General features: G+C 65.5%; 23 protein-coding genes and 1 pseudogene. 11 read left to right on the top strand and 13 right to left on the bottom strand.

From position 1 onward, the window contains the following. The first annotated feature begins 46 nt into the window (after positions 1-46). The 3 genes and pseudogenes from NYR58_RS13650 to NYR58_RS13640 form a co-directional block, all read left to right on the top strand. Entirely contained in the window at positions 47-1,420 is a 1,374-nt protein-coding gene (locus tag NYR58_RS13650; RefSeq protein ID WP_261521435.1) for a sensor histidine kinase, read from the top strand. Beyond that, on the top strand, positions 1,417-2,484 hold the full coding sequence (locus tag NYR58_RS13645) for an ABC transporter substrate-binding protein (protein ID WP_261521434.1): 1,068 nt from the start codon (positions 1,417-1,419) through the stop codon (positions 2,482-2,484). The genes NYR58_RS13650 and NYR58_RS13645 overlap by 4 nt, the downstream gene beginning before the upstream one ends. Positions 2,485-2,505: 21 nt before the next feature. Next, positions 2,506-2,853: pseudogene (locus NYR58_RS13640) on the top strand (GNAT family N-acetyltransferase); the annotation flags it as partial. Positions 2,854-2,957: 104 nt separating this feature from the next. On the opposite strand, the gene NYR58_RS13635 reads toward NYR58_RS13640, so the two are convergent. The 5 genes from NYR58_RS13635 to NYR58_RS13615 all read right to left on the bottom strand — a co-directional run bounded on the left by NYR58_RS13635 (position 2,958) and on the right by NYR58_RS13615 (position 8,341). Then, complete coding sequence (locus tag NYR58_RS13635) at positions 2,958-4,316, bottom strand: aspartate aminotransferase family protein (RefSeq protein WP_261521433.1); 1,359 nt, start codon at positions 4,314-4,316, stop codon at positions 2,958-2,960. Between the two features lie 139 nt (positions 4,317-4,455). Next, the gene (locus NYR58_RS13630) at positions 4,456-5,226 is read right to left on the bottom strand and encodes an SDR family NAD(P)-dependent oxidoreductase (RefSeq protein WP_261521432.1); all 771 of its coding nucleotides are present in this window, start codon (positions 5,224-5,226) and stop codon (positions 4,456-4,458) included. Positions 5,227-5,252: 26 nt separating this feature from the next. Continuing rightward, entirely contained in the window at positions 5,253-5,822 is a 570-nt protein-coding gene (locus NYR58_RS13625) for an SIS domain-containing protein (RefSeq protein ID WP_261521431.1), read from the bottom strand. Positions 5,823-5,846: 24 nt separating this feature from the next. Continuing rightward, on the bottom strand, positions 5,847-7,241 hold the full coding sequence (locus NYR58_RS13620) for a sn-glycerol-1-phosphate dehydrogenase (RefSeq protein WP_261521429.1): 1,395 nt from the start codon (positions 7,239-7,241) through the stop codon (positions 5,847-5,849). Between the two features lie 2 nt (positions 7,242-7,243). Next, positions 7,244-8,341, bottom strand: coding sequence for an ABC transporter ATP-binding protein (locus tag NYR58_RS13615; protein WP_261521428.1), 1,098 nt, complete (start codon positions 8,339-8,341; stop codon positions 7,244-7,246). A 178-nt stretch (positions 8,342-8,519) separates the two neighbouring features. Here NYR58_RS13615 and NYR58_RS13610 point away from each other — a divergent pair, with 178 nt between their 5' ends. From NYR58_RS13610 to xylB, 6 genes are all read left to right on the top strand, one after another. Continuing rightward, on the top strand, positions 8,520-9,863 hold the full coding sequence (locus tag NYR58_RS13610; RefSeq protein ID WP_261521427.1) for an ABC transporter substrate-binding protein: 1,344 nt from the start codon (positions 8,520-8,522) through the stop codon (positions 9,861-9,863). A gap of 115 nt (positions 9,864-9,978) precedes the next feature. Continuing rightward, positions 9,979-10,935 (top strand): carbohydrate ABC transporter permease, encoded by a 957-nt coding sequence (locus tag NYR58_RS13605; RefSeq protein ID WP_261521426.1) that lies wholly within the window; start codon positions 9,979-9,981, stop codon positions 10,933-10,935. A 1-nt stretch (position 10,936) separates the two neighbouring features. Further along, positions 10,937-11,767, top strand: coding sequence for a carbohydrate ABC transporter permease (locus tag NYR58_RS13600; RefSeq protein ID WP_261521425.1), 831 nt, complete (start codon positions 10,937-10,939; stop codon positions 11,765-11,767). Between the two features lie 50 nt (positions 11,768-11,817). Further along, a complete protein-coding gene (locus tag NYR58_RS13595; RefSeq protein ID WP_315903339.1) occupies positions 11,818-12,564 on the top strand; it encodes an HAD-IIB family hydrolase in 747 nt (248 codons plus the stop codon). After that, positions 12,561-13,547, top strand: coding sequence for a sugar-binding transcriptional regulator (locus NYR58_RS13590; protein WP_261521424.1), 987 nt, complete (start codon positions 12,561-12,563; stop codon positions 13,545-13,547). The genes NYR58_RS13595 and NYR58_RS13590 overlap by 4 nt, the downstream gene beginning before the upstream one ends. Before the next feature lie 5 nt (positions 13,548-13,552). Next, positions 13,553-15,028, top strand: a complete 1,476-nt coding sequence (xylB, locus tag NYR58_RS13585) for a xylulokinase (protein ID WP_261521423.1) — start codon at positions 13,553-13,555, stop codon at positions 15,026-15,028. Between the two features lie 76 nt (positions 15,029-15,104). On the opposite strand, the gene denD is transcribed toward xylB, so the two are convergent. The 6 genes from denD to NYR58_RS13555 form a co-directional block, all read right to left on the bottom strand. Further along, complete coding sequence (gene denD / locus NYR58_RS13580; protein WP_261521422.1) at positions 15,105-16,088, bottom strand: D-erythronate dehydrogenase; 984 nt, start codon at positions 16,086-16,088, stop codon at positions 15,105-15,107. 44 nt (positions 16,089-16,132) lie between these two features. Beyond that, positions 16,133-16,909, bottom strand: coding sequence for a slipin family protein (locus tag NYR58_RS13575; RefSeq protein ID WP_261521421.1), 777 nt, complete (start codon positions 16,907-16,909; stop codon positions 16,133-16,135). Further along, positions 16,906-18,336 carry an NfeD family protein gene (locus NYR58_RS13570; RefSeq protein WP_261521419.1) on the bottom strand — a complete coding sequence of 477 codons (1,431 nt, stop codon included), beginning with the start codon at positions 18,334-18,336 and terminating at the stop codon, positions 16,906-16,908. Before NYR58_RS13570 ends, NYR58_RS13575 begins: the two co-directional genes overlap by 4 nt. A gap of 89 nt (positions 18,337-18,425) precedes the next feature. Next, positions 18,426-18,869, bottom strand: a complete 444-nt coding sequence (locus NYR58_RS13565) for an FGGY family carbohydrate kinase (RefSeq protein ID WP_261521416.1) — start codon at positions 18,867-18,869, stop codon at positions 18,426-18,428. A 90-nt stretch (positions 18,870-18,959) separates the two neighbouring features. Next, entirely contained in the window at positions 18,960-19,268 is a 309-nt protein-coding gene (locus tag NYR58_RS13560; protein ID WP_261521411.1) for a hypothetical protein, read from the bottom strand. 148 nt (positions 19,269-19,416) lie between these two features. Next, entirely contained in the window at positions 19,417-20,865 is a 1,449-nt protein-coding gene (locus NYR58_RS13555) for an O-antigen ligase family protein (protein WP_261521410.1), read from the bottom strand. 363 nt (positions 20,866-21,228) lie between these two features. Here NYR58_RS13555 and NYR58_RS13550 point away from each other — a divergent pair, with 363 nt between their 5' ends. Further along, positions 21,229-22,539, top strand: coding sequence for an acyltransferase family protein (locus tag NYR58_RS13550; RefSeq protein WP_261521408.1), 1,311 nt, complete (start codon positions 21,229-21,231; stop codon positions 22,537-22,539). Here NYR58_RS13550 and NYR58_RS13545 read toward each other — a convergent pair. Both NYR58_RS13545 and NYR58_RS13540 read right to left on the bottom strand, forming a co-directional pair. After that, positions 22,436-23,653, bottom strand: a complete 1,218-nt coding sequence (locus NYR58_RS13545) for a polysaccharide pyruvyl transferase family protein (protein WP_261521407.1) — start codon at positions 23,651-23,653, stop codon at positions 22,436-22,438. The two genes, NYR58_RS13550 and NYR58_RS13545, sit on opposite strands and share 104 nt — an antisense overlap. Positions 23,654-23,757: 104 nt before the next feature. After that, positions 23,758-25,125, bottom strand: a complete 1,368-nt coding sequence (locus NYR58_RS13540) for a glycoside hydrolase family 140 protein (RefSeq protein WP_261521406.1) — start codon at positions 25,123-25,125, stop codon at positions 23,758-23,760. 277 nt (positions 25,126-25,402) lie between these two features. Here NYR58_RS13540 and NYR58_RS13535 point away from each other — a divergent pair, with 277 nt between their 5' ends. Next, positions 25,403-26,854, top strand: coding sequence for an oligosaccharide flippase family protein (locus NYR58_RS13535; protein WP_261521405.1), 1,452 nt, complete (start codon positions 25,403-25,405; stop codon positions 26,852-26,854). Positions 26,855-26,866 lie beyond the last annotated feature (12 nt).

Here is a 26,866-nt window from a genome sequence, read left to right as displayed (position 1 = left end):
ACCAGGCTGTCGATGCTGCGCCACGGGCGCGCGGGATTCTTCCGGCATGAGCACGCTCGCCCCGGAGACGGCGCGCGGCCAGTCGATCGCCTACCGGCTGGGTGTGGCCATGGTGCTCATCCTGGTGATGGTGGTTCTGGCAAGCATCGTCGCCGCCACGCGTTTCGGCCAGACGGCCAGCGACGAGACCTTCGATCGCCTGCTCAGGGGTGCCGCCCTGCAGATCGCCGAACGCATCTCGGTGAATGATGGCCGGGTGGTGGTCGACCTGCCGGTGTCTGCTTTCGAGCTTCTGTCGCTTGCCCGATCCGACCGGGTCTTCTATCGCATCATCGGGCCGGACGGGCAGACCATGACGGGCTATGAAGATCTGCCGCTGCCGCGCAGCAATGCCGGCGCGGATGCCATCTACGATGCCCGTTACAAGAACACCGGGATCCGCGCCGTCAAGCTGACACGGCTTCTGGCCGAACGCTCCATGAGCGGTCAGGTCATCATCGTGGTCGCGCAGACGACGCGCGAACGCGCTGCGCTTGCCGGCAGCATCGCCACCAATGCGGTGCTGATCATCGCCGCTGCGGGCGTGCTGCTTCTCTTCCTGGCACTTCTCGTCCTGCGTGTGGCGCTGAAGCCCCTGGCGCGCGTCGAGCGCGCCATCCTTGCGCGCGAAGCCAACGATCTGTCGCCCATCGATGTGCCGGCACCGCAGGAGGTCGCGGTGCTGGTGGCGGCGATCAACCGCTTCATGGGGCGGCTCGAAAACCGCATCGAGGCCATGCAGAACTTCGTCGCCGATGCCGCCCATCAGATCCGCACGCCAATCACGGCCCTGCGGGCACAAGCGCAGCTCGCGCTGGAGGAAAAGGACCCCGAACGCCTTGAACGGCTGCACCGGCGGCTCTATGCCCGCAGCGTCGGCCTCGGCCGGCTTGCCGATCAACTCCTCAGCCGCGCCCTGATCGCCCACCGCGCCGATACCGCGCTGCGCGAGAGGATCGATCTCAGGCGGGTGGCGCTCGAAGCCGAACGCGAGACGCGGGCAGTCTCGGACCAGGCCATCAATGTCGATCTGCCGGACGAGGAGGTGTGGGTGGAAGGCGATGCGGTGAGCCTGCGCGAGGCGGTGAAGAACCTCCTGAACAACGCCGTGCGGCACGGGGCGGCACCTGTCCGCGTGCAGGTGGAACGGCGGGAGCATCATGCCGCCATCATGGTGTGCGACCGGGGCTCGGGCATCCCGGAGGCGCTTGCCGCGCGGATCGGCGAGCGCTTCACATCCGATGGCATCAGCCCCGACAGCGCCGGCCTCGGGCTTTCCATCGTCGCCTCGGTGGCGGCCATGCACGGAGCGCGCCTCGTTCATCGAAAGGACGCCGAGGGCTTTGCCATCGGCCTCGAAATCCCGATGATACGGTCATGAGACGCTTCGGCCTCTTCTTCCTCGCCCTGCTTGCGCTGCAGCCTGCGGATGCGGCGGAAACGCGCCTGCCACCGAGGGAAGGCGAGGCACAGGCGCAACTGGTGATCGAGAGCACGACCGATTTCGTGATCTTCGAGCCCGTTCTGCTGGCCTTCCAGCAGCGCCATCCCGACCTTGCCATCATCTACCGGGAGCTGACCACCAACGAGCTGGCGGCGCATGTGACGGCAGCCTGCGAGGAGGAGCGCTTCGTGGCCGATGTCGTCATCTCCTCCTCCATCGACCAACAGCTGAAGCTCGTCAATGACGGCTGTGGCCTGCCGCTCGGGGCGCAGGCACATGCCGGCCTGCCGGACTGGGCGCGCTGGCGGGAAGAGCTGGTGGGGCTGACCTTCGAGCCGGCGGTGACCGTCTTCAACCGAGCCTATTTTTCGCGCCGCCCGCCGCCGCGAAGCCGCTTCGAGCTCATCGACCTTCTGCGCGAGAGCCAGGATTTCGTGGGCAGGATCGGTACCTACGACATCGAAAGCTCTGGCGTGGGCTATCTGTTCGCCTTCCAGGACGCCCTGCAGGCCAGCACATGGGGGCGCCTGGTGGAAAGCCTGGGGCGCAACCGCGCCCGTCTCTTCTGCTGCACGGCGGAGATCCTGAACCGGGTGGCCGATGGCCGCCTGCTGATCGGCTACAACGTGCTGGGTTCCTACGCGTTCGAGCACGCCGCGCACGACCCGCGGCTCGGCATCGTGCTTCCCTCCGACTATACGCTGGTGATGGCGCGCGCCGCCTTTGTGGCGCGCGCCGCGCGGCAGCCGGCGCTTGCCGAGGCGTTCATCACCTTCATGCTCTCCCCCGAAGGCCGTGAGATCCTGTCCACCGACATGGCGCTTCTTTCGCCCGTCGACGGTGCCGAGCGGCTGGAAGCCCTGGCGGAGGACGGAACCGCCGATCCGCAGACGCTGCGCCCCATTGCCATGACGCCAGCATTGCTCGTCGGCCTCGACGGCGCAAAGCGGGAAATCTTTCTGGAACAATGGCGCGCCGCGCTTCCGGCATCGCCTCGGTGACGGCCACGAACGGAAGACACCATGCCCGATCTTCCCGTCCCTCTCTACAGCCTGTCGCCGGAACGCGGCACGGGACTGGAAAACGGCGTTGCAGTGCGCCGCGCGCTTGCTCTGGAAATGCATGCGGCGTGCGATTTTGCCGAAACGCATTTCGACCGGGGCTGGGCGAGCGAATGCGCGGTGGCGATGGCGGCCCGGCCGCCGGGTGTCTTTCTCGTGGCAGAGGGCGAACGGCTTCTGGGTTTTGCCTGCTACGATGCCACCGCACGCGGCTTCTTCGGCCCCACCGGTGTCATCGAGGCGGCGCGCGGAAAGGGGCTTGGCCGCCGCCTGCTGCTTGCGGCGCTCCACGCCATGCGCGAGGCCGGTTACGGCTATGCCATCATCGGCGGCGCCGGTCCCGCAGACTTCTACCGCCGCCACTGTCCGGCCATCGAGATCCCCGACTCCGAACCCGGGATCTATGCCGGGGGCTACACGCCCGTTTCCTTGGCCACCTCCGCCACGGCGGCCTCGGCCATGTCGAACATCGCGTCGATCTCATCCTCGGAGATGATGAGGGGCGGGCAGAAGGCGACCGTGTCATACAGATTGCGGGCGATGAGGCCCTTCTCCTGCATGGCGGCAAAGATGCGGCCGCCGAGGGCGCCCGGCTTGTCGCGCAACATCTCATGGGAGAATTCGACAGCGCCGAGCATGCCGATGCCGCGCGCCTCCACCGCCAGCGGGTGGCGGGCGAGCGCCCGCAGACGCGCCTGGAAATGCGGCGCCACCTGCCGCACGTGGCCAAGCACGTCACGCTCTTCCATGATCTTGAGATTCTCGAGCGCCACCGCCGCCGCCACCGGGTGGCCGCTGCCGGTAAAGCCGTGGCCCCAGGTGCCGATGGCATGGGACTCGTCGGCAATCGGCGCATAGACCTTTTCGTTCACAAGCAGCGCCGAGATCGGCAGATAGGAGGAGGAAAGCTGTTTGGAAAGCGTCATCATGTCCGGCTCAAGGCCGTAGGTCGTCGAGCCGAAGGCATCGCCCGTGCGCCCGAATCCGCAGATCACCTCGTCGGCCACGAACAGGATGTCATATTTCTTCAGGACCGGCTGGATGGCCTCCCAATAGCCCTGCGGCGGCACGATGACACCGCCGGCCCCCATCACCGGCTCGGCAAAGAAGGCGGCGACGGTCTCCGGACCTTCCTTCAGGATCAGTTCCTCCAGATCCTGCGCACAGCGCCGGGCGAAATCGGCCTCGCTTTCGCCGGGCCTTGCCATGGTCCGATAATGCGGGCAGGTGGTGTGCAGAACCTTGTCGATCGGCAGGTCGAAGGAACGGTGATTGTTTGGCAGGCCCGTCAGGCTGGCCGAGGCGATCGTGACACCGTGATAGCCCTTTACCCGAGAGATGATCTTCTTGCGCTCCGGCTGACCCAGCGCGTTGGAGCGATACCAGATCATCTTGATGGCGGTGTCGTTGGCCTCCGAGCCGGAGTTGGTGAAATACGCCTTGGACATCGGCACCGGCGCCATGGCCACCAGCTTCTCGGCCAGTTCCACCGAGGGCGCGTGGGACTTGTGGGCGAAGGTGTGGTAGTAGGGAAGCTTCTCCATCTGGCGCGCGGCAGCGGCAGCCAGGCGTTTCTCGCCGAAACCCAATGCCACGCTCCAAAGGCCGGCCATGCCCTCGATATAGCGCTTGCCACTGGTATCGTAGACGTAGACGCCCTCCCCCCGTTCGATGACGAGCGGGCCTGCCTCCTCATGGCGGCGTGCATCCGTATAGGAGTGGAGCTGATAGGCGACGTCGCGCGCCTCCAGGGAGTTGGGCAGGTGGCTCATGTCGAAACCTCTTCAATCATCCGGTCCCCCGGCAATCGCCGAAAAAGGCTGCCGGTTCAATATGCCACGTTTCGCACCCCGCAGGGCACAGTTCACCGCTCCATCCGCGGGGAGCGTTGCCCGAGCGGCCCGCCGGCGATCAAAGGGAGGTGTAGCCGCCCTCGAGCATGACGATGGCGCCGTTCATCAGATCCGATGCGGGCGAGGCGAGATAGAGCGCGCAATCGGCAATCTCCACCGGCTCGCCGAAACGGCCGGCGGGCGTCCTCGCCAGCATGGGGTCGCGCTTTTCCGGCGGACTCCATAGCTTGCGCCCCATCGGCGTCATGACCACGGTGGGGCAGATGGCGTTGATCTGAATGTTGTAGCGCGCCCACTCCACCGTCATGGATTTTGTAAGTGCATTGAGCGCTGCCTTGGAGCTGGCATAGGCAGCATGGTCGGGCAAGGCGATAACGCCCGTCTGGGAGGAGATGTTCACGATCTTGCCGGCCCGCCGCTCGATCATGCCCGGCGCCACCGTGCGCGCCAGCAGAAAGGGCGCGCGCAGATTGACGGCCATGGTCCTGTCCCAGTCTTCGACGGAGGCCTCGAGAAGCGGATCGACCAGCGCCACGCCAGCGCTGTTGACCAGGATGTCGATACGCCCGAAATGGGCCAACGCCCTGTTGGCCGCCTCGACCGGCCCCTCGGCGGTGGCAAGATCAGCCTCGATGCCGATGAAGTCCCGGCCAGCCGCAGCAGCGGCCTCGCGACCCGCCGCAAACCCGGCGCTGTCGCGGCCGATGGCCGCCACATCCGCCCCGGCATCGAGAAAGACACGCACGATCTCCGCGCCGATGCCCTTCGTCCCGCCGCTGATCAATGCCTTGCGGCCGGCGATGGAAAAGCGCTCCTGCCATCTGTCCATCGGTTCTCCTCCCCGCCGCCTGTCGCCTATTCCAGATTGGTGTGGCGATCGCGCATGGTCTGTGCGGTTTCGCCCAATCGGTCCCTAAGCGCCAGCACCAGAAGCTCGAAGGCGACATACTGAACTCCCTCGAACAGGCTGCCCATGGGCAGCACCGAAACACTGCGCGTGCCGTCCGGCAGATCGTCGGCCATGGTCTGGGCGGGAAGGCGCAGCACGGCCTCGGCGGCCCGCGCGCTCTCTCCCTCGGGTCTGGCGGTCACGCAAAGCGTGTGCGCACCGGCATTGCGCGCCACGCCGAGAAGCGCCGTAACCGTGGAAAAACCGCCCGGTCCGGCGCTCACGATGAGCAGATCGCCGGCGCCAAGCGGCGGCGTCGTCATCTCGCCCACCACATGGGCATCAAGCCCCAGATGGAAGAGGCGCATCGCCAGCCCCTTCATCATCAGCCCCTCCCGGCCGACGCCGTAAAGGGCGATCCGCCGCGCGCTGCAGATCATGTCCACCGCACGGCGCACATGCTGCGGGTCGACGCGGGCCAGCACCTCGGCGATCTCGCCGGCGGCCCGTGCGCCCATCTGCGAAAAGTCGCTCAATTTCCCGTCCTCCCTTGCCGCTTCTCAGGCATAAAGCGGATGCGTCTCATGCAGCCCCTCGGCGACAGCCTGATAGAGAAGCCCCGCCTCGTCCAGCAGATCCAGCACCGTATAGCGACGCCGGATCCACCGCGCCTTGAGCACCGTCTGGCGGTGTTGCTGCAGGGTCAGTCCGATGTCACGCACCCGCACCGGCGCGCCTGCCGCCGCCAGCAGGCGCCGCATCTCGCCCTCGCGCATCAAGTGCGACGAAAGCCGGGCGCGCAGGGCCGGCCACACATCTTTCAGCCTTTCGAGGCGCTCGGCAAGGGCAGCACCCTCCACCCACTTCTCCCTGAGCTCCTGTCGCGTCCGCTCGGCGACCACGGCATCCTCGAAGCCCGCCGCAATGGCGCGTTCCACCGTCGGCCAGTCCGGCGCGTTCCGCGCCACGGTCGGGGGATCAAGCCGTGTGAGGTCCTGGGAGAGCAGCCAGTCGAAAAGCGCAAGCACCGTCAGGCAGCCGATCGCCACACAGGCCCCGTGCGAAACCTTTTCGCCCCCATGGGTCAGGTTCTCCATCTCCCAGATGTGGGCAATCTGATGATCGGCTCCGGAGGCGGGCCGCGAGCTGCCATAAAGCTCCATCGCCACGCCCGTTGCCGCAAGGCCCGAGAACAGCCCGGCCACGGCGGCAGGCTCGCCGCGCCCGACTCCCTCGGGATCGGCAAGCCACTGGCGCAGATTGTCCTGCACCAGGGGCCAGGCGATCTCGTCGAGCGGTTCAAGCCCCAGCGCATCCGCCACCAGCCAGTCGCCGCCGGCCGGCATCTTGCCGGCAAGGTCTCCATAGCCCCAGCCGGTCATGGCGGCGGGCGCGGCCGCAATCACGTCGAGATCGGCGAGGATGACGCGCGGCGGCGCGCACTGGATGGTGATCTTGAAGCCATCGTCGTTGAGGGGTGCACCGGCGCTCGTATAGCCATCCATGGAGGCCGCCGTCGGCACGCTCATGAAGGGCGTGCCGGCCTCAAATGCCGCATAGCGCGTCAGATCGTTGACGACGCCGGAGCCGATGGCAAGCGGCACCGGCAGCCCCCCCCCACTGTCGGCGGCAATCTGCCTGATGAGCGCGGCAATGGCATCGCCGCGCGCGCGGTCCGGCGCGAGTCTGGGGCGGGCCGGCATGACGTGCAGATGCGGCTCCGCTCCAGCATCACGGAAGACGGAACGCACGGCCTCGCCGGCAGCCTCGAAGGTTGTCCCGTCCGCGACGAGAAGCACCGGCGCATCGCCGAAGGTCTCGCGAAACAGCGCGGCTGCCTGGCGCAGCACGCCGCGCCCGACCACAAGCCTGTCGATGGCCGCCGAGCGCTCGATACCCGGTACCGTGTGGAGGGCGCCCTGCGCCTTGCCCGCCATGTTGCGTCCGCTCGCCATGGTCAGGGCTCGCGCCGGGCAATCGCCGCGCCATCGGCAGCGAAGAGATGAATGCGCTCTTTCGGCACGGCAAGGCTGATGTGCTCGTCCGGTCGGACCGTGCTTTCTCCATCCGTCTTGACGGTGACCCGGTCGCCATCCCGGGTGTCGATGTGCAGGATGGTCTCGCCGCCCAGGGTTTCCTTCACGGCGATGCGCCCCTCGATCGTGCCGGCCATCCCCTCACCTGCCTGTTCGCCGATCCGCAGATGCTCCGGCCGCACTCCCAGTGTAAGCCGCCCCTCGACAGGGGCCGCAAGCGGCGGCAGCATCAGCCGCGCATCGCCATAGCGCGCCACAGCGCCCTGCCCGCCTTCCTGTTCGACGGCAACGGCAAGGAAGTTCATGGAGGGCGAGCCGATGAAATCGGCCACGAAACGGCTTGCCGGCCGGTGATAGAGATCCATCGGCGCGCCCACCTGCTCGATGCGCCCGCCATTCAGAACGACGATCTTGTCAGCCATGGTCATCGCCTCCACTTGGTCGTGTGTGACATAGATCATGGTGGCGCGAAGCTGACGGTGCAGGCTCTCCAGCTCGATGCGCATGGCCACCCGCAGTTTGGCATCGAGATTGGACAGCGGCTCGTCGAAGAGGAAGACCTGAGGCTCGCGCAAGATCGCCCGGCCGATCGCCACACGCTGGCGCTGGCCGCCCGAAAGGTGCGCCGGCTTGCGGTCGAGATAGGGTTCGAGCTGCAGAATGCGGGCGGCTTCGGCAATGCGGCGGTCACGCTCGCTCTTTTCCACGCCGTTGACGCGCATTCCGAAGTCCATGTTGTCGCGCACACTCATGTGCGGATAGAGCGCATAGGACTGGAACACCATGGCCACGCCGCGTTCGGACGGAGCGGCACGGCTGACATCCCGTCCGCCAATCTCAATGAGCCCGCTATAGCTGCCCTCCAGCCCGGCAATCGTGCGAAGCAGGGTTGATTTCCCGCAGCCGGAAGGTCCGACAAAGACCACGAACTCGCCATCCGCGACATCGAGATCGATGTTTCTCAGCGCTTGAAAGTCTCCATAGAACTTACTGATGTTTCGCAGCTTTACGGCAGCCACCCGTCGCTCCTCCCTGTTGGTTCCTCAAGCGCGTTCCACACCTGCAGGCCGGCCTGCTCGCCTCAAGCGTCCCGGCCCGTCATCCGGCAATGCGGCCTTCACGATTGACTTTTACAAATGTAAATGAAAGAATGAAAATGTAAAGACCATCGGTTACGATGCTCCTTGGGAGGAAATGATGACCATCAGATCGACCCTTACGGCGCTCGCCGCCAGCGCCGCCATGTCCCTTGCACTTGCACCCGCGGGCGCTTCGGCATGGTCGCTCGAAGAGGCGGCAAAGCCCTATGCAGGCACCACGGTGGACGTGGTCTTCCTGCTCAGACCCGGCTACGAAGCCGCCAAGCAGATGTTGCCGGAGTTCGAGGAGAAGACGGGCATTACGGTCAACATCACCGAGATGCCCTATGAGAATGCCCTTGGCGAGCAGGTGCGCGACTTCGTGGCAGGCGGCGATCTCGACATCGCGCTGATCGACCTCGTATGGATCGGCAACTTCGCCGAGAATGGCTGGATCGTGCCGGCCGACAAGTTCATCAACGATCCGCAGCTTGCCGATCCCGATCTCGATCTGGACGACTTCTTTCCGCTCGTGCTCAACGCCTTCGGCGCCTGGGACGGAACCGTCTACGGCCTGCCTTTCGACAACTATTCGGGCCTTCTGTTCTACAATCGCTGCATGCTGGAAGAGGCAGGCTTCGACGGTCCGCCGGAAACCTGGACAGAGCTGAAGGATGTTTACGGCCCGGCCTTGACGAAGGATGGAAAATACGCCTTCGCGCTTCAGTCGAAGCGCAACGAAACCCAGTCCGCCGACTCCTTTGCCCGTGTGCTGTGGCCCTTCGGCGGCTCCTTCCTGGACGAGAACTTCCGCTCCAATCTCCTTTCGGAGGAAAGCCAGGCCGGGCTCAAGTTCCGCCAGGAGCTGATGCAATACATGCCGGAAGGCATCGTCGCCTATGACCACGCCGAGACCGTCAACGCGCTCGCCCAGGGCGACGTGGCCATGATCACCGAGTGGTCGTCCTTCTATCCGACCCTTGCCAATCCGCAGACCTCGGCCATCGTCGACTGTCTCGGCGTGGCACCGGAGCCTGCGGGGCCGGCAGGCCGCAAGCCGGCGCTCGGCGGCTTCTCGCTGGCCGTCGCCGCGCAGGCCGACGAGAACGAACAGGCGGCCGCCTGGCTCTTCATCCAGTGGATCACCTCGAAGGAAAACGCCAAGCGCTACCTCGATCTGGGCGGCGTGCCGGCCCGCCAGTCCGTCTATCAGATGGAGGGTGTCGCCGAAGAACACCCCTTCGTGCCGGCACTGGTGGAAAGCTGGCAGGAGGGCGTGCCGGAGTTCCGCCCCCGCTTTGCCGAATGGCCGCAGATCACCGAGATCGTGCAGGAGTGGGGCACCAAGATGATGCTGGGCGAGGTCTCCACGGAGGAAGGAGCCCGCGAGATCGGCGAACGCATGGAAGCCGTGCTCGAGGAGGCCGGTTACTATAGCGGCAACAAGCCGCTGATCCAGTAAGGCTGGAGCCTGCCCGCGCGCTCTTGGCGCGGGCAGGCCGTTCCTTGCTTACGGACGAAAAGGCGCGGGGAGCGAGGGCTGCCGCAGGTCGCGCAAGGGAGGCGCACGGGAAGCGATGCAAGCAACGCAGGACATTGGCCGCAACGCGGCCGCGCTGCAGCGGGGCGGCCGGCCAGCAGCGGAAGAGGCCATCATCGACGTCAACAGAGTGCGTGCCGGAACAAAGCTTGGTTTTCTGGGGCCTGCCGTGTTCGCCCTTGCGGCCATCGGCCTGGCGCCGCTCATCTTCGCCATCTGGACATCGCTCTACAACTACAATCTCACCAAGCTCGCCAACATGCGCTTCATCGGCCTTGGCAATTATGCGGCCGTCTTCACCGATCCCGTCTTCTGGCAGGCAATGGGGCGCACCTTCACCATGCTCGTCATCGCCCTGCCGGTGCAGATCGCCCTCGGAATGGGCATCGCCCTTCTTCTGCATCAGCCGGGGCTTGGCTTCCTCAAGACCCTGGCGCGGCTGTCGCTGGTCATTCCCATGGCCACCACCTATGCGGTGGTCGGGCTCCTCGGCCAGGTGATGTTCAACCTCAAATATGGCGTCGTGAATCAGCTCCTGGGCTTCATCGGCATCGATGCCGTCAACTGGCTGGGCGTGCCGGCCTATGCCTTCGCCACCATCATCTTCTGGGACATCTGGCAATGGACGCCATTCTGTGCGCTGGTCTTCCTGGCGGGCCTGACCACCGTGCCCATGGAGATCGAGGAGGCAGCACGGCTGGAGACGAAAAGCTGGTGGACGGTGCTCCGTCACATCCAGCTTCCCTTCCTCGTACCGGGACTGACGGCCGTGCTCATCCTGCGCACCGCCGACACGCTGAAGCAGTTCGACATGGTCTTCACCATGACGCGCGGCGGGCCGGGTTCCTCCACCGAGCTCATCAGCCTGCTCATCCAGCGCATCGGCTTCCGCGCCTTCGATCAGGGACTGGCATCGGCCCAGGCCGTGGTGCTGCTCGTCATCACCATCGTCCTCAGCCGGCTCTATATCCGCATCTTCTACCGGGAGGTCTGACATGCGGGACCGCACCACATCCACACCCTCGCTCGCCGCACAGGTGCTTCTCCTGGCAGCCATCATCGTCTTCTGCCTTTTTCCCTTCTACTGGATGGTGCTGACCAGCCTGAAGAGCCAGCTCGTGGCGCTGCAGACGCCGCCGGCGTGGATCTTCGATGTCACCTTCTCGAACTATACGGAGGTGCTGTTCGACAACAATGTGGGGCGCAGCCTCGTCAATTCGCTCATCATCGCGGTTGTCACCACGGCCTTCGCCCTGCTCCTTGGCGCACCGGCGGCCTACGCGCTCGCCCGCTTCGAGTTCCGGGGCAAGAAGGAACTGTGGTTCTGGTTCATCACCAACCGCATGGTCAGCCCCATCGTGCTGGCGCTTCCCTTCTTCCTGATCGTGCGCAGCTTCGGCATGCTTGACACGCACATCGTGCTGATTCTCATCTACCTCACGTTCAACCTGCCGATCGTGATCTGGATCTGCACCGATCAGTTCCGTTCCATCCCGCGAGAGATCGACGAGGCAGCGGTGCTGGAAGGCGCCTCCCAGTGGCGCATCTTCCGTTCCCTCTGTCTGCCTCTTGCCGCGCCCGGCCTTGCGGTGTCTGCCATCTTCTCCTTCATATTCTCCTGGAACGAGCTGATGTATGCGCTTGTTCTCACGCGCAATCAGGCAAAGACCGCACCCGCCATGGCCGTCTCCTTCATGGAGGGCTACTCGCTGCCCTATGGCAAGATCATGGCAACCTCCACGCTCATCGTCGTGCCCGTCATCATCTTTGCCCTGATCGCCTCCAAGCAGCTCGTGCGCGGGCTGACCATGGGCGCCGTGAAATGATGCGGCCGCTGAGGGACTTTCCGCCCGAAAGGCGTGCAGCGATAGGTTTCGTGCTGACCGACATCGACGACACGCTGACGCACGATGGCAGGCTGCCCTCGACGAGCCTTGCGGCGATGGAGGCGCTCTCGGCCGCCGGGCTGAAGGTTGTTCCCGTCACCGGCCGACCGGCCGGCTGGTGCGACCACATCGCCCGCATGTGGCCTGTCGATGCCGTGGTGGGAGAGAACGGCGCCTTCTGGTTCGCCTATGACCGGGAACGGCGCAAGATGCGAAGCGGCTATGCCAAGACGGCCGAGGAAAGGCTGGCCGACCGGCAGCGGCTGGAGCGCCTGCGCGCGCGCATCCTCAGGGAGGTGCCGGGTGCCGGCGTGGCCTCCGACCAGGACTATCGCATCGCCGATCTTGCCATCGACTACCGGGAGGACGTGCCGCCCCTCGATCCTGCGGCGGTGGAGCGCATCGTGGCGCTGTTCGCCGAGGAAGGCGCGACGGCGAAGGTTTCCTCGATCCATGTCAATGGCTGGTTCGGCGATTACGACAAGCTGTCCATGGCGCGCCTCTGCCTGCTGGAAAATTTCGGCGCAGACATCGCCGACCCGGCCGTGAACGCCGCCGCCGTCTTCGTCGGCGACAGTCCCAACGACCAGCCGATGTTTGCCTTCTTCGAGAACGGCATTGGCGTGGCCAACATTCGCGCCTACCGCTTGGAAAGCCCGCCGCACTGGATTACCAACGCCGAAAGCGCGGCCGGCTTCTGCGAGGTCGCGGAACTTTTGCTGGAGGCCCGCGGATGACCGAGACGGCGCTGTCGCCAGATGAGCGGATCGACGAGGAAGCGCATTTTCTGGCCAGGGTGGCCTGGCACTACTATGTGGAAGGGATCAACCAGCAGGAGGTGGCCGACCGGCTTGCCACCAACCGGCTGAGGATCAATCAGGCGCTGCGCGATGCCCGCCGGGAGGGAATCGTGCGCATCACCATCGAGTCCCCCTTCCTGCGCTCTGTCGAGCTCGAAGCCGAGATGCGCAGGCGCTTCGGTCTGGAGCGCGTGCGCATCGTGCCGAGCCCCCAGGATCCGCGAAAGGTGCAGACCACGGTGGGCGCGGCGCTCGCCATGGAAATCTCCCCGCTCATCGCCGATTCCTCGATCAAGCGCTTCGGCCTGACCTGGGGAATGACCATCTACCACGCCTCCCGCTTTCTGCGCCCCACCCTGAGGCCGGACCTCGAATTCGTGTCGCTTCTGGGCGGCATCGCGCAAGGATCGGACGTCAATTCCTTTGATATCGTCAAGGCTTTCGCCACCCAGTGCGAAGCCCAGCGCACCTACTTCACGGCCCCCATCTACGCCCCCTCAAGGGCCACCCGCGACGCCATTCTCGACACCGAATTCTTCGACGATGTCTTCGAGCGCATCCGCTCGGTGGATGCCTGCGTGATCGGTGCGGGCGACATGTCCACCGATTCTCTGCTCATCCGCCATGCCGTCCCCTCCGATGTGGATGTGGCCGAGCTCGTTGCCGCAGGAGCAGTAGGCGACATCCAGGGCCAGTTCCTGGATGCCGAAGGCAGGCTCGTGGACCACGAGATCAACGAGCGCGCCATCGGTATCGGCGTTCTCGATGTGGCAAATCTCAAGGGCACGATCCTGGCGGCGGGCGGTCCCGGCAAGGTGCCCATCATTTGTGCCGCGTTGCGCACCGGCGCCTTCCGCCGTCTCGTCACCGACGAGCAGACGGCGGCGGCCGTTCTGGCGCGCGACGCCGCCGCGGCATAGCAGCCATGTTCGCGGGCGTCGACATCGGCACATCGGGCCTCAAGGCTGTCCTGGTCGACGAGAACCAACAGATCCTGGCCGCAGCGACGCGTCCGCTTGCCGTCAGCCGGCCGCGGGATGGATGGAGCGAGCAACACCCCGATGCCTGGTGGGAGGCGTTCTGCGACGCCTTCGACGAACTGGCCGCCCGCCATCCGCACCTTCTGGCCGCATTGAAGGCCATCGGTCTTTCGGGGCAGATGCTGGGCACCGTTCTCATCGACCGGCAGAACCTGCCTTTGCGGCCCGCCCTTCTGTGGAATGACGGACGGGCCCTTGAGGAGGCCGATGCGCTCGGCAGGGCCGTGCCCGACCTTGCCCTTCGCGGATGCATCGATCCCGATCCGGGTTTCGGCGCCCCCAAGCTGATGTGGCTCAAGCGTCACGAGCCGAAGGTCATCGAGGATGCCGACTGCCTGCTTCTGCCCAAGGACTATGTGCGCCTGAAGCTCACCGGAGAGCGCGCAAGCGAGCCGAGCGATGCCAGCGGCACCTTGCTGTTCGACAACCGGAAGATGGCCTTCGCGCCGGATCTGGTTGCAGCAGCAGGCTTCGCGATGGAGAAGCTGCCGCCGCTCGTCAACGCCTGGGAGGCCGCCGGCACGCTGCGCAGCCCGTTGCGTCAACGCTGGGGCATCAAACAGCCCGTGGTGGTGGCCGGCGGGGCTGGCGACAACCTTGCCTGCATGCTGGGCGTGGGTGCTGCCGAGCCCGGGCGGGGAGCGCTCACCATCGGCACGTCCGGCGTTCTGTGCGTGGCCACGGCGGGCTTCCTTCCCATTCCCGGCAAGGGGGTGCAGACGCCGCCGCACGCAGCACCCGGCCAATTCTCTTCCCAGGGCGTGGTCATGAGCGCCACAAGCGCACTCAACTGGCTGGCAAACCTCCTGGGAACCGATCCCGCCACCCTGGATGGCGAGGCAACCAGCCTGCTTGTCACGCGGGAGGGACGGGCACGCATCGCCGCCGCGCCGGCCATCGCGCCCTATCTCGACGGCGTGCGCACCCCCCACCGCAATGCCGGCCTGCGCGGCCTGGCGAGCGCCTTGTCGCTTTCCACCACACGGCAGGACCTTGCCTGGTCCCTCTTCGAGGGCGTGGCCTTCCACTTTGCCGAGATCGTCGAGACGCAGCGTGCCCACGGCATTGCCTGCAAGCGCCTGCAATTGGTGGGTGGCGGGGCGCGCTCCGCCCTCTGGCCTCGCCTGATCTCCACACTGTTCGGCGTGCCCCTCAGCCTGCCCGGGAACCGGCAACATGCCGCCGCCATCGGCGCAGCACGGCTTGCCATGACCGCGTACCATGGCGGCGATCCGATGGGCATCCTCGCTGGCGAGCCGGAACCGGAGCTGGAGGTTCACCCCGAGGACACGCTCGCAGCCCTGCTCAGCGAGCGAAGAGCGCGTTACGAGCGCGCCAGGAGCCTTGCGCTCGCGCCTTAGACCGATTCATCTATTTGTTTTTGAAGCATTTTTGCGATGCCAAATGATTCCTTTCGGCTGCAAAATTCTGGAGCCTTTAAAGCCTGCCACCGAGTTCGTCTTCGATGTGAACACGGATGATCTCGTCGAAGCTCGCCTCCGCCCTGAAGCCCAGCGCCCTGGCGCGGCTGGCATCGAAGTCGGCCGGCCAGCCGGCGACGATCTCGCGGATTGCAGGGTCCGGTTCGCGGCGGATCAGGCGGACCGCCTTGTCCCCCGCCACGCGCCTCAGCGCCTCGATCTGTTCGCCAACCCGCGCCGAAAGGCCCGGCATGGTGAGGTTGCGCCGCACGCCCACCTGCGCAAGGTCGAGCCTCGCCGCATGCAGAAAGAACCCCACCGCGGCCCGCGGGCTGGCAAACCAGTGGCGCACGTCCTCCTCCACGGGCAGCACCGCCTCCTTTCCCGCCAGCGGCTCGCGCAGGATGTTGGAGAAGAAGCCCGACGCCGCCTTGTTCGGCTTGCCGGGGCGAATGCAGATCGTGGGCAGCCTGAGCCCGATCCCGTCGAAAAAACCGCGTCTCGAATAATCGGCCAGAAGAAGCTCCGAGATCGCCTTCTGGGTGCCGTAGCTCGTCAGGGGCGTGGCAAAGAAGGTGTCGTCGATCCTCGCTGGGAATGGCGCGCCGAAAACGGCGATGGAGGAGGCAAAGATCAGACGCGGCCGATAGGGCGCGTTCAGCGCCTCCAGGCGAATGGCTTCGAACAGCGCGCGCGTGCCGTCGAGATTGACGCGGTAGCCCTTCTCGAAATCGGCCTCCGCCTCGCCCGAGACGACCGCGGCCAGATGGAAGATGAAATCGGGGCGGGCGGCGGCAAGCGTCCCGGCGGCGCCGGGCGCCGAAAGATCGAGGGTCCGAGACGATGCGATGGCGGCCAGTGCCGCAGGCACCGGCGGCTCCGCCACGTCGACGAGCGACAGGCGGCTGAGCGTCGCACCAAGCGCGCCCTCTTGCACAGCCAGCCGCTCGACCAGCTTGCGGCCCACCATTCCGGCCGCTCCGATCACCATCACATGCATGGGCAGTCACCCCTCCCTCGGGCCGCGCCGGGCGGCGGGCCCTTCTATTCCTTCGTCTTGTCCTTCGTCATGCCCGGCACCAGGCTGGCAAGCTCCATGGGGAAGGGAAAGACGATGGTGGAACTGCGCTCGCTGGCCACCACGCTCAGCGTGCCCAGATAGCGAAGCTGCATTGCCTCCGGTCTCCCGGCCAGGATCTCGGCAGCCTCAAGGAGCTTCTGGGCGGCCTGCTGCTCGCCCTCCGCATTGATGATCTTGGCGCGCCGCTCGCGCTCGGCCTCCGCCTGTCGGGCAATGGCCCGGATCATGGATTCGTTGATATCGACATGCTTGATCTCGACATTGGCCACCTTGATGCCCCAGGCTTCCGTCTGCACGTCGAGAATTTCCTGAATGTCGTTGTTGAGCTTGTCGCGCTCGGCCAGCATCTCGTCGAGATCGTGCTTGCCGAGCACGGATCGCAACGTCGTCTGGGCAAGCTGGCTGGTGGCCGCCATGAAGTCCTCGACCTGGATCGTCGCCCTTTCGGGGTCGACGACGCGGAAGTAGAGCACCGCATTGACACGCACCGAAACATTGTCGCGCGAGATCACGTCCTGGCTCGGCACGTCGAGCACAAGGGTGCGCAGGTCGGTGCGCACCATCTGCTGGATGAAAGGGATGAGCAGGATCAGCCCCGGCCCCTTGACCGACGTGAACCGGCCGAGGGTAAAGACCACGCCGCGCTCATACTCTCTCAGGATCTTGATCGCCGAGCTTAGAAAGGCGATCAGGATGACGATCAGGACGGCATAGAAGGTAAGACCGTCGAACAGATTCATGTTTCTTCTCCCGTCATGCTGCGTGTTGCGTCACCGGAAACCTCGAGGGTAAGCCCCTTGAGGCCGGTGACGCGCACTGCCTGCCCCGCTTCGAGAGGTGCAGCCGAAACAGCCTTCCACCGTTCGCCCTGAACGAGCACATAGCCTGCATTCCCCTGCCAGCTCTGCACCACGCCGCCGGCGCCGATCAGGCCCCGCCTGCCGGTCACGACGGCACGGCTGTGCGAGCTCCAGGCAAGGCGCATGATGACAAGCGTCAACCCCAGGCTCGCCAACGCCACTGCACCCACCACCTGCCAGGAAAGCTCGAATCCCGGCACCTGGGGATCAAAGAGGATCGTGGCGCCAAGCACCAGCGCAAGCGTGCCGCCGAGGCCAAGAATGCCGAAGGAAGGCGCAAAGGCCTCCGCCACGATCAGCGCCGCACCCAAAAGCATCAGTCCCGCCCCGGCATAGCTGACCGGCAGCACCGCCAGCGCATAGAGACCGGTGAGAAGGCAGACGGCGCCGATGGTGCCCGGCACCAGCGCACCGGGGTTGAGGAACTCGAAGATGAGCCCGTAAATCCCGATCATCAGGAGAATGAGCGCCACATTGGGGTCGGTGACGACCGAAAGCAGCCGCGTGCGCCAGTCGGGCTCCATCGCCTCGACGGCGAGCCCCGCCGTGCTGAGCCTCGTTTCCGTCTCGCCAAGGCGCACCGTGCGCCCGTCGGCCTTGGCAAGCAGGGCCTCGACATCGGGAGCCACAAAGTCGATCACGCCTTCCTCGCTTGCCGCCAAGGAGGTGAGGCTCGCCGCCTCGCGCACCGCCTTCTCGGCCCACGCCGCGTTGCGGCCGCGCAGCTCCGCAAGGCCGCGGATATAGGCAACGGCATCGTTGATCGCCTTGGCTTCCGCGGCATTGCGCGGGCCAGCCGGGGCTTCGCCTTCCTCCTCCGCCGGCTCGTCCTCCTGCGCGCCGCCGAAGGGAAAGCCACCCCCGCCGATGGCAATCGGGGTCGCAGCCCCGAGATTGGTGCCCGGCGCCATGGCCGCCACATGCGCAGCATAAAGGATGTAGGTGCCGGCGCTTGCCGCGCGCGCCCCCGATGGCGCCACGAAGCCCGCCACCGGCACCGGCGAGGCCAGAATGGCGCGAATGATGTCGCGCATCGACGAATCAAGCCCGCCGGGCGTGTCCATCTGCAGGATCACAAGGGCGGCCCCGCGCCGGGCAGCCTCGCGAAGTCCGCGTTGCACATAGTCGGCCGTCGCCGGGCTCACCGCGCCTTCCAGCCGTAGAAGCAGCGCCCTGCCCCCTTCCTGCGAAGACAACGGCGCCGCAAGACCGGCCAGGCCCGCCAGAACCAGAAACAACGCCCGCACCGCGCGCACCAGGGCGGGCGCAACAAGGAAAGGCCGGGCAATCTGCCGTAAAGCCGTCATGGCTTCAGCATATAGCACACCCTTGCGCCGCGAACAGGAAATGCTCGACATCCCGCATGTTTCAGATGGCCGGCAAAAGGGTATCGGAATTAGTTCGCCGCGCGCTTGATTGTCTGAAAGGCAGGTCTCGGATGGCCTAGGCTCGAACCTTCGGCCGGACGGCGCTGGCCTGGGTAACAAAGCGCGCGCGGAGGTGATCCGGCCTCACTCTCCCGGGTCTGGCTTTCAAAGCCTGATCGCAAGCAGGCGGATGCCTGGCTTAAGGCGGCCCGGCTCTCAAAGGGCATGATGGCCGACCGCGTCGAGGCCAAAGAGGCGGGATAGAGAAGCGTGCCATCGGCCCGGCATGCCACCATGGTTGAGACGGTGGCGGCGACCGACATGGCGGCGACGTCACGGTCACGGCATCCGGCCTGCTCCACGGCCCTCCGGCCCGCGGCAAGAAGGGCCTTCCACCAGTCCTGCAGCGCCTGCTCGGCCCAGCCGGGATGCGGATAGGCGGTTTCATAGCGCATCTCGGCGCTGCCGCGCATGCGCCCTGAACTTCTCAAGCTCGCAGACAGCGAGGGACGGGTAATCTGACGCAGCCCGCCCGAAGGATCGAACACCGGCAAGACCTTGGATCAGACCTTCCTGTCAGGCGGCAGACTGCCGCAATTGGTAAAGACGGCGATGTCGTCTTCCAGCCTCGCGACGAACGCACGCTGCTGCCCGAGTTCGGCCATCTGCTGCGCATGCTGCATCATCGCCGCGGTCAGCACGCGCACCCGTTCGGTAAGCTCCTCGCGCGCCCCCTCGTTCTCGATGGCCTGCTGTGCGAAGGCGGCGCAGGTGGCCAGATTCTCAAACCTGTGTTCAAGCCCGTCCAGCTCGTTCTGGATCTCGTTGCGAATCTCGCTGGTCAGCTGTCCAAGGCGCCGCATGTGGAGCATGCCGGTTTCCCCGACCTGTTCCCGGTGCTGCAACCGAAAGGAAAAAGACATCGCCCACAGCCTCCCATCGCTGCGCTGTTGCCTCCCGCGACGCGCTCGATTTCAAGCATAGCCCCGGAGGCTGGGCCGCGAGAGCTGGCCAAAAGGCCTATGCCGTCGCGGAGAACCGCACTTTCTTCCACTTTCGGCTGTCGATTGGCGCTGCGCCTGCCCACGCCTGCCTGCGAGAACGTGCCTGCAGCCGGGCAGAAGCGACCACAGCCAGTGCGATGAAGAACGCAGGTCCCGGATCGGCCGAGCCGCCGGCAAGAGACGCCGACACCGCCGCGGCAAGCGCAAAGTTGCGCACGCTTGCCACGATCGTCTCCGTTTCGGGGGAAAGCCAGCCCTGCAAACCGCCCAGCCCGCGCAGGATATAGGCGAGGAGCACGCCCATCATCAGGGAGCCGAGCAGGCCGAGCTGCGAGACCACCGCAATCGGCCAGCTCGACGCCCGCGAACTGCCGAAGCCCACTCCCAAGCCGGCCGTATCGAGAAAGGCCTGCAGGCTCTTGATGTTCCAGTAGGCCCGCTCCTGCCCCGAGGCGGAACGCGCCTTGTTGAGAACCATCGCATCGAGGAGACGGACAAAGGGCTCGAAGAAGCCTGCATTGTAGAGTGTGACCGCCATGACAGCCACGCCGGCAAGCGCCATGAGCGACACGATGGTCAGATCCTCACCCGTTGCACGGCCGAGGAAAAAGGATTTCGAGATACCCCAGGCAACCGGAATGCACAGGATGGCAAGTCCCACATAGGCGGTAGAGGAGGTCGACAGAACCGTCAGCGCGAGAAGGACGGCAGCCAGCCACTTCGCCGCCTGCGACCGGCTGCGCCGCCAGTAGGTATAGGAGAAGGCAAGACAGGCAAGCGAAAAGCTGCCGAAGGCCGAAGCCTCGGAAAACGCACCGGCAATGCGATGAAAGCCGCCTGCAACCGCCTCCGTGAGCATCGCGTAGCTGGCGGTGCGAATGGGGGCGAGCACATCCCCCGCACCGGCAATCTTTCCCAGCAGGTCGAGCGACCCCATTCCCGCATGGAGAAATCCGAGGATCAGGAAGGCGCTCCCCACCTGCCGCATGCGACCGCGCTCCAGAAGCAGCACGCAAAGCGCCATGGCGGTCAGCCCGCCAAGCACGAAATAGCCGGTTTGCGTGATGTTGGAACCAACCGGAGCAAGCGATGCCTCGATCACGCCCGACCGCGTCCTTGACTGGACGAACACCACGGTCTGCCCCGCGAAGAAGCGCGGCAGGAGAAGCGCACCCACCGCCGAATAGACCATGAGAAAACACAGGACCCATATGGGGCGGACAGTGGCGAACACCCCTCCAAGGTCCTTCAGAAATCCCCTGCGCAGCGCCACCGCAGCAATCAGCAGGGCAGAAAACGCCGTATAGATGAGAGGGGACGAACCGCCGAGTGACGTGAGCGTCACCAGCGCCGTGGCGCCGAATGCGAGAGACGCCACAAGGCCGACGATCAGCACGCTCCGGTGCAGCCAGGCGAGAAGCAGGATGCCCGCACAGACCAGGAGACCCATCGGCAGTATCTGCATGCGTTTCGCTGCCCCCATCCGCCATTCGCCAACGCTTCGGACCGAAGCCGGCGGAGATACCGGTCGCTGCCGGCATGTCGAGCCCGGCGCGCACCCTTGAAATGCTCTGCCGGCCGGGTGCCGACCGCAAGTGCATCCATCGGTGAGGCGGCCTCGACAAGGGACGATGCCCGGCGGCAGCGCTACGCCTTTTGTGCAATGCCGACCCTGTAAGGCCCGCCGGGCGGGGGAGCGTACAGACGGAATGCTGATGGGCAGGGCCGTTCCGCCGCATCCACCGCGGTGTATGCTTCGAGCACAAGCCGCCAGGGGCCTGCGGGATTATCCAGGCCCCTCTTCAGACGACCTGAAAGGCACGGGCCCATGGGATCCGCTTCTGCTTCAGGCACCGGCAATCCGGGCGCCGGAAACCGGGTGGGGCAAATCGACTCCCTTCGCTGTTTCGCGATGAGCGCTGTCGTTGCCCAGCACTGCGGCCTGCTTCCTCTTGGCTGGACGGGAGTGTGGCTGTTCTTCGTGATCTCCGGCTATGTGGTCACATGCACGGTGGTCGGCCGATCCTCCGACCAACCGCCGGCCAGGCGCCTGGCCAGCTTCTTCCGCCGCCGCATCATGCGCATCGTGCCGGTGTATTATGCCTATGTGCTTGCAGGGGTTCTCGTTTCCGTGGGCTCGGCCGCCACGTTCGCACGATACGATCTCGCCGCGCTTCTCGGCTTCTTTCACAACATCGCCATGGGAGAAGGCCGTGGGCTGCTTGCCGACTGGCCGGTGAGCCATCTGTGGACCATATCGGTCGAGATGCAGTTCTATCTTGTCTATGGGACCGCGCTCATTCTGGCGCCACGGCGCGCCGTCGTCTATCTGCTCTTCGCCGCCCTCCTTGTTGCGCCTGCGGCGCGCCTGTCCGCCTCCTGGTGGTTTGCCGGACTTGGCCTCGACAGCGAAACCAGCGCGTTCCGAATCTACTCGGGGCCCTTCCTGCACATCGACGCTTTCGCGGCAGGGGGGCTGCTGGCCTTTGCAGCCTACAACGCAACCCTGACGCGGCTCTCGCGGCCGCTTGCCGTTTGGGGCTTCGCTGCGCTCCTCCTCTATTGCGTGTCCTATTTCGTGTTGAACCGCCTGGCCGGCGCGCACGGCCTCGACACGCTGCGCAATATCGTCTCCGGCGTGTTGTGGGGTCAGTATCGCGAAGTGTTCGTCTATTCGGCCGTCGCCGCACCGGCAGCAGGCCTTGTTGCGCTTGCTGCAACCAACGATCCCTGGGTCTCCTGGCTGCTCAGGCACCGCCTTCTGCAGAGAGTGGGGGAGATCTCCTACGGCGCCTATATCTTCCACGTCCTCGGCATCGCCGCCGCCGCATACCTGCTTGGCCTGTTCGTCGACCTTTCGGCGCATCCCGTCACGGGCAGGCTCGCCCTCTTTGCCCTGTCCTACACGGCCACGATCGCCGCGGCGGAACTGTCCTTCCGCACATTTGAAGCCCGCTTTCTGAACAAGAGAGCGCGCGCCGTTCCTGCACCCGGAAAAAAGGTCGAAAGCGGCGAAGCAGGTCCACGGCGGCCTGTCACGAGCCAGGGCCACCCGCATCGGACGACAGAAGCGTGGCAAGCAGATGCGCCTCCTGCCGCTTCAGACTTGCCGCATACTCCGCTGTCCTGGCGGCGATGACCCGGGCGATGCGCTCCCTGTCGGTGTGCAGGCGGCAGACCTGCGTGACAAGCCTGTCGGGATCGAAATCGTCAATGTGCTGACAATAGTCGGCCAGCCCCATCTGCGCCATCAGCAGATCGTTCTTGCTGGCATATCCGATCGATATGGTGGGCCTTGCGAGCTTCAGCGCACAAACGACATTGTGGAAGCGGGTGGCAACCACGATGTCGACCTTTCCGATCTGGACCATGACCTCGTCGAGAGAGTGCGCCATCTCGACGGTCATCCGGTCAGTCCTTGCCGCCATGGGCAGGGCCGAGACCGCAGCCTGCAGCGCCTCGACGGCGATCAGATCCTCTTCATCGCCTATCAGGAGGCGCACCATGTGACCACGCTGCATGAGCGCGCTCACAAACCGCGTCATCTTGTCGATGTAACGGGCGAACACGTCCTCACCCGTCTTCCGATATCCGTACCAGCCGCGATAGGCCATGACGCCCACACCGACAACCGGAGCGCCCTCACGCGGCGGGGCGCGACCTTGCGGGACTGCGAGGCGAAAGGCGAGATCCGGATAGAGGCGGTCGCCCGGCTTGTGCGCACCGATGCGCTGCATGAACTCGACCGATGCCCGGTCGCGAAAGGAACGATAATCGGCCATGCCGGCAGCGGCCACCATGAGCCATCGGCTCCATCGGTTGCGAATGGGGCCCGCCCCGACGCTGACAAAGGCAATCCGTGTTCCGGCCAGCCTTGCCGCCAGACACCATTTCAGAATGTCGAAGGGCATTCCCAGCGGCTTCTCGCCGAAATCATCGAGGATGCCTGTGCCGGGCACGATCATCACGTCGGCCCGTCGGATCACGCGCACCGCGCGCATGAAATCGCAAAGCTTGCCGGGAACCTTCAGCAACGCCCGGTCGATCAGGCGCGCAACACCGACAGACGGTTTGCGCCGAAGCTCGACGGCGGCGATGCCGAACGCTCTTCCGACGGCCTCCGTCTCCCGGCAGATGCAGACGAGCTGCGCACTGGGGCATCGCTCGGCGAGAAACTCGACCATGGCCTTGAGCGAACCGTCATTGCCCAGATTGCCGCTTCCAAAGAGGCCGAACAGGGCAATGCGTCCCACCCTGTGGACTGCCGGAGACGGTGCCGCACGGGTTTTCGCACGCGGTCCGCCGGCCATCCCCTGGCGAGCGGCAGCGGAAGCGCGCAAGACCCGGCCCCTTGCCCTCACCGCACATCTCCCTTCTCGCCGACCCGGAACACCTCAAGGATCCAATCGCCATCGCCGACGCTGTTTCTCTCCGGCGGCTTGAGGCGGCGCGGCGCGGAGGAAAGCGGAGCGCCGGCGACGGGCAGCGCAGAGCCATCGCCCGGGTCGCGCCACCGCGCGGAAAACATCTCTCCCGAAAGCCGCGCAAGGTCGAGCGTGACCGCACCGCCATCGGGAAGATAGGCAAGCGCGAAGGAGCCGTCGGCTGCAATGGCGGCGAGCGGCGGCGTCTCCCCGCCCTCGGGGCTCCCGAGGAATCCACCTCGCATATCGGGCACGAGCTGCCACCACGCAATGGACCGGAAGATGCCGGCAAGAACGCTCATCGACCGCGCGCCGGGACTGTCGAGCGCCTCCTTCCATCCCATGGGCGGCGGAAAGAGGCCGGGGCCGCTGAAATGCCATATGGGATTGTTGCCATAGAGATGTCCGAACGCCCCGCTCAAGACCGCGCTGTAGGCCTGCGTCCTGATCCGTCTGGCGTCTGCATCGTGCTCGAATTCATAGGCGCTCTCCATCAGGAAGAACGGCAGGGCGTCGCTGCGCGAGTATTGCCGGCGCGCATGGCTGTGCACGGGGCCATAGGTGTAGACGTTGTTGATCGACAGCCAGGGCTCGCCCGCCCAGTAGTCCATCGCGGCGGTCTCCGGTGCACCGTGGGCCGTATGGAGCGCGCCGGGGTCGACCTCTCGGATGCCGGCGGCAATCGCCCTGACCAGATCCTTGTCCTCGGGGTTGTGATCGCCCCCATGCACCCACACGATGTTGTCGAACCCCTTGTAGCGCGCGCCGACAAAGCGGCCATAGGCGCGAAGCTTCTCCTCGCCGCTTTGCTGCATGTCGGCATACCAGCCGTCGCCTCCCCCGCCAAAGCCCAGATATGCGGGAGCCAGCAGGACGAGAAACCCCAGTTCGCATGCCTTGCCCAGCACCCAGTCGGCATGTGCGAAATAATGCTCGTTGACCGAGCCGAAATCGCCATGGGCAAGAAACGGGCGTTCGCCATAGATATTGGCGGGCGCTTTGGTCGCGAACTTGTGCTCGATCAGATTCACCAGGATGGTGTTGAAGCCGCGTGCCTTGCGGTCGCGCAGATAAAACGCCGCATCCTCGCGGCTCAGCTCCGCGATGAGTGACCAGGGTGTGTCCCCATTCATGAAGAACGGCCTGCCCGCCGCGTCTTCGAGATGGCGTTTGCCCTGCGGAACATGCAGCGGGAAAGCGGGCGCTGCCGCCGGATCTGCCGGCACGCAGGCCCTGCCCGACGAAGCTCCCGCAACGAGCAGCAAGACCGAGGCAAGCACCGCGTGACAGCACCGTTTCATGCGCCTCTCCCTTTGCTGGCAGAATCCTAGCCCGCGTGCGCACAGCCGCAATCTGCACATTCGGCGAGAGGCCGCACGCGCCCTACCACATTCGACGGCCCGCCCCCCCTTGCCACGACCCGGCCTGCAATCACAAAGCACCGTAAAGAGGGCGGCGGCGGCGGCCATCCCATAGTGGTATGCGCCTACCCTTATTGCCTTCATGACAAGTCATGGCCCGGCTGAACTAATCGCCCGAGCGCTGCAGCGGCGGCAAAAGGGAGGCGGGAAAAGCAGCATGGTCGCCGTCAAACGGGCACTCCTGTTCAGCACCGCAGACCGCTATTTCGCGTTGCTCATCGGTTTTGCAACGGTCGCCGCGGTCTCCCGGATTCTGACGCCCGGCGAAATCGGCATATCGGTGATCGCCGCGGCGGTCGTCGGCATCGCCATGTCGGCGCGGGAGTTCACCAGCGGCAGCTATCTCATCCAGCGCACGGAACTCTCCTGCGAGATGGTGCGAAGCGCCTTCACCGTCATGGCGGCGCTCAACGCGGCCGTGGCGCTGACCATTGCCGCAGCGGCGCCGCTGATTGCCCACATGAGCAATGAGGACCGGTTGATCCCATACCTGCGGGTGATTTCCCTGGCACTTTTCATCGAAACCCTTCCCTCGCTGGTCGTCACGCTGTTGCGACGGGACATGGCGTTCAGAAAGGTCGCCACCATCAACGCGTCGAGCGCCATTGCCGTTTCGGCAGCCACGGTGGGCCTGGCGCTTCTTGGTTTCAGCTTCATGAGCTTCGCCTGGGCCTGGCTGGCCGCAGCCGTCGTCACCTGTGCGGTGGCCGTGTTCATCTGCCCCTATTTCTGGATGTTCAAGCCGTCGCTGCACTACTGGAGGGAAATGGTCTCCTTCGGCGGCTACAACGGAGCGACCGTCGTTCTCTACAGGATCAGCGAGGCCACGCCCTATCTCTTCCTCGGACGGCTGGTTTCGCCCGAGGCATCGGCATTGCTGCAAAGGGCCACCATGCTGTGCACGATTCCCGACAAGGTGATCCTGGGGGGAGCGGCTGCCGTCGTCCTGCCGGCCTTTGCGACAGAGACAAGACAGGGGCGCGCCCTGAAGGACCCCTATCTGAAGGCGTTGGCGCTCATCACGGCGCTCCAGTGGCCGGCCCTGGCCGTGCTGGCGCTTCTTGCCCATCCGCTTGTCAACCTGCTGCTCGGCCAGCAGTGGCATGACGTTGTCCCACTGGTGCGGATCATCGCGATCGCCATGATGTTCACCTTCAGCTTCGAGCTGAACTATCCGGTGCTTGTGTCGATGGGAGCCGTAAGAGCCGTGTTCCTGCGCGCCATCATCGTCTTTCCCCTGACAGCGGCAATTCTCGCCGCGGCAAGCCTGCTCGGCCTGGAGGCGGTGGCTTGGGGTTTCATGGTCGCGGTCCCCCTCAATGCCCTCGTTTCGCTGCAAGTCGTCAGAAGACGAATCGGGATGGAGTGGAAAGATATTGCCGCAGCGACAGCAAGAAGCGCCGTCGTGACAGGCTCCACCGCGCTCGGACCGATTGCCGTCGCGGCGGCTGCGCGGTTCGACCTTGCCATGTCGTCAGGCCAGGCCGCTGCCGCGGTTTTGCTGGCCGCGACAGGCTGGATCGCAGCCTTGTGGGCCACAGGCCATCCCCTGCTTGCCGAAATCCGGGGAATGATTCCGGTCCTGCGCCAGGCCGCACAGCGGGGGTGAGGACACGCAACC

It is taken from the genome of Chelativorans intermedius, assembly GCF_025398255.1.
In the GTDB taxonomy this organism is placed as follows: Bacteria; Pseudomonadota; Alphaproteobacteria; order Rhizobiales; family Rhizobiaceae; genus Chelativorans; species Chelativorans intermedius.
This window is presented reverse-complemented; position numbering and strand designations above follow the sequence as displayed.